The 2,278-nt window shown below is 46.1% G+C and carries 3 protein-coding genes and 1 pseudogene; 1 reads left to right on the forward strand and 3 read right to left on the reverse strand.

The genetic code is table 11. The features are described from left to right. Window positions 1-201 (forward strand): hypothetical protein (locus tag OQK_RS31770; protein WP_238537270.1); only part of this gene is annotated, 201 nt, incomplete at its 5' end. Window positions 202-206: 5 nt separating this feature from the next. On the opposite strand, the gene OQK_RS26220 is transcribed toward OQK_RS31770, so the two are convergent. The 3 genes and pseudogenes from OQK_RS26220 to OQK_RS26230 all read right to left on the reverse strand — a co-directional run. Beyond that, complete coding sequence (locus OQK_RS26220; RefSeq protein WP_016775050.1) at window positions 207-659, reverse strand: Imm42 family immunity protein; 453 nt, start codon at window positions 657-659, stop codon at window positions 207-209. Window positions 660-957: 298 nt separating this feature from the next. Beyond that, window positions 958-1,386, reverse strand: coding sequence for a hypothetical protein (locus tag OQK_RS26225; RefSeq protein WP_016775051.1), 429 nt, complete (start codon window positions 1,384-1,386; stop codon window positions 958-960). 9 nt (window positions 1,387-1,395) lie between these two features. Then, a pseudogene (locus OQK_RS26230) lies at window positions 1,396-2,278 on the reverse strand (hypothetical protein); the annotation flags it as partial.

Genomic DNA, 2,278 nt, shown 5'->3' on the forward strand with positions numbered 1-2,278 from the left:
GTCCCCATTTATCCCGCTGAATTTGGACACCATCCTTTAAAAGACTGGGGGGAAGAGTCTCTGACGTTGGAATGGCAGCCTGCAATCAGGAAAATAAAAGGCAGCAAAAGTCCGGCTTTAATCAATTTTCGCTTACCCTTTCAAAAAGTAGCGGCCAGATTTGTCGAGTTCAACAAACCTACCCCGCTACAACAACCATAAAACATCTACAACTCTTCAATACTTTCAATTACGCCAACAACTGCCCCCCGAGGCAGCAACGCCTCATGAACAAGGTTGCCAAAGTCCTTACTCCAGACCAGTCTGTCTGCATGCGCTGTTTTTTGAAAATAAATAAACAGACCGGCGTCCCCCAAAAAGGTGCACGTTATATCTTGCACGCCTTCTAAAATGGCGGATTCCCCTTTGAAGAAATAACGATGCGCGGAAGCAAATAATTCTTTTGCAGAAATCGCCGGATCACCCTCCTCTATATTTTCAAATTCCATTTTTGCGTAAAAGTTCACGGCAGTTTTAAGCTCGACTACATCCACCACATCAAGGAGCCTTTCCCCACAAACAAACAACGAAAACAATCCATTTACCCAGAAACATGAATCAGTCCAATCCCTCACGACATCAAACTGAATTGAGAATATAAACGGATCACCATAAATCATTTCAATCTTACTCCTAGTGCTTTTTGCACCGCCGCCGGTATATAACTAGCCGACAATTGGCTGCCGGAGCCCCCCCGTACTACCGTTCCAGTGAAACACACCATTAAAAAAGGGGACAGCCCCCTTTTTTTCCTATAGCGCTCCGCAACACTCAACGCAGGACAAACTTTCACGTATAGCTTCAGCCAATCACATTAAATGCAATCTGTTCTTATTTTTAAAAAATACGCGTTCTGCCCCCCATCCACCGCCATTTCTCCGAACAACTTGCTAAAGTGGCCTCTTCCCGCGCTTGCTATTACGCAGCCCGCTTTACCAAAGAGACTTTGTCTCCGAAATCGCACATACCATCAGTAAACGTTAGGCAGCCATCATATTCCAACACACTAAGCCCACAATCTCCACAATCAAAGTAAATGCCCAAGCACCCTTCCTTCACCCCTTCAATACGGTACTCATAAATCCCTGATATTTTTTTATCTAAGTATTTGCGTAAAGAATTCACCACCCTCACGGGATAAGCAAATTCGTCATCAAGACTCTCGACTATTTGATATTCGGCCTCTCTCAAACCGTGCGAAAAAATTGCGACCCCTTCTCCAATACTTAATGACACCCAGCCCTGCAGATGTAGTTTAAAAAACAACACCAACACGTCACAAATCTTTTCCCTTTTGATATAAAAGGAGCGCGCGCGAAACTCACAAAATTCATCATCTAAATACATAACCACCTCTCAGAATTTTGAGGACCTTTCTGGAATTAAAGTATCAAACTCATATTTACCGCCTGGCAGCACTCTTAAACTAACGGTTCGATCCGTGACCTTACTATACACATGCACTAAATCGTAGTCGCCTCGGACTTGCGACCTGGGAATCAAGCTGCTTATGTCCGTTGCACTCTCGAGGGTAGCTTTGATATCAAGCTTTGCTTGATCGATCCCAGCTCTTCCTCGTTCGTAAGGAAGTCGTCCTTGTCCGATTTTTTCCCCAAGTTTTTTATTCAAATTGGTTAACTGGGACGTCATAAAATCTTCAACGTCCCCTAAACCGGTCACAGGTTTTACCCCGCTCGCGCCGGATGACAGGCTGAGGGCTTCAGTTCCCGAGTAGTTCTTCCAGTCAGGGTGATAAGGATTCGCCCTCATTCCATCCGAAATTTTGGTTATTACACCATCAGCACCTTTTGTGGAGGTAAGCAGTTCATCAGTCTTTCCAACCAATTTGCTCCCAGCCCCGATCCCCCCAGTCAGAACCGTCCCAGCGATTTCCGCATGATCACCCAGCATCGTTTTATGGTGAGAGTTCAGCTCGTCCGTGTGGTTCGAGTCTTGGAAGTCCTGAACAATCGCTCGCTCTTCAGCGCTTAACCCGCCATTTGCATCGTAGTTTTCAAGCGCCAGGGTCCCTCCTTCAGCGGCGTTCGTCTGACCATTACACTGATCGAAACCCTCGCACTTGAACAGTTCGGATCCACTGGTTTTCGCGCTCAGTTTCGCATAGGTATCCTTCACTTTCTCTCGACAGGCTGCTGGATTTTCGCTAGCTCTACAGCCCTTCAACTCTGTGACGAGATCGTCTACTTGCTGATGATTCAGGAAGTTGTACTGTGTCGCG

It is taken from the genome of Pseudomonas sp. R62 (genome assembly GCF_000257605.1).
Classification (GTDB): Bacteria; Pseudomonadota; Gammaproteobacteria; order Pseudomonadales; family Pseudomonadaceae; genus Aquipseudomonas; species Aquipseudomonas atacamensis.

Excerpts from the sequence above, each read along its gene's own strand:
- OQK_RS26225 (WP_016775051.1), bottom strand. The coding sequence starts at position 1,386 with ATGTATTTAGATGATGAATTTTGTGAGTTTCGCGCGCGCTCCTTTTAT.
- OQK_RS26220 (WP_016775050.1), bottom strand. The coding sequence starts at position 659 with ATGATTTATGGTGATCCGTTTATATTCTCAATTCAGTTTGATGTCGTG.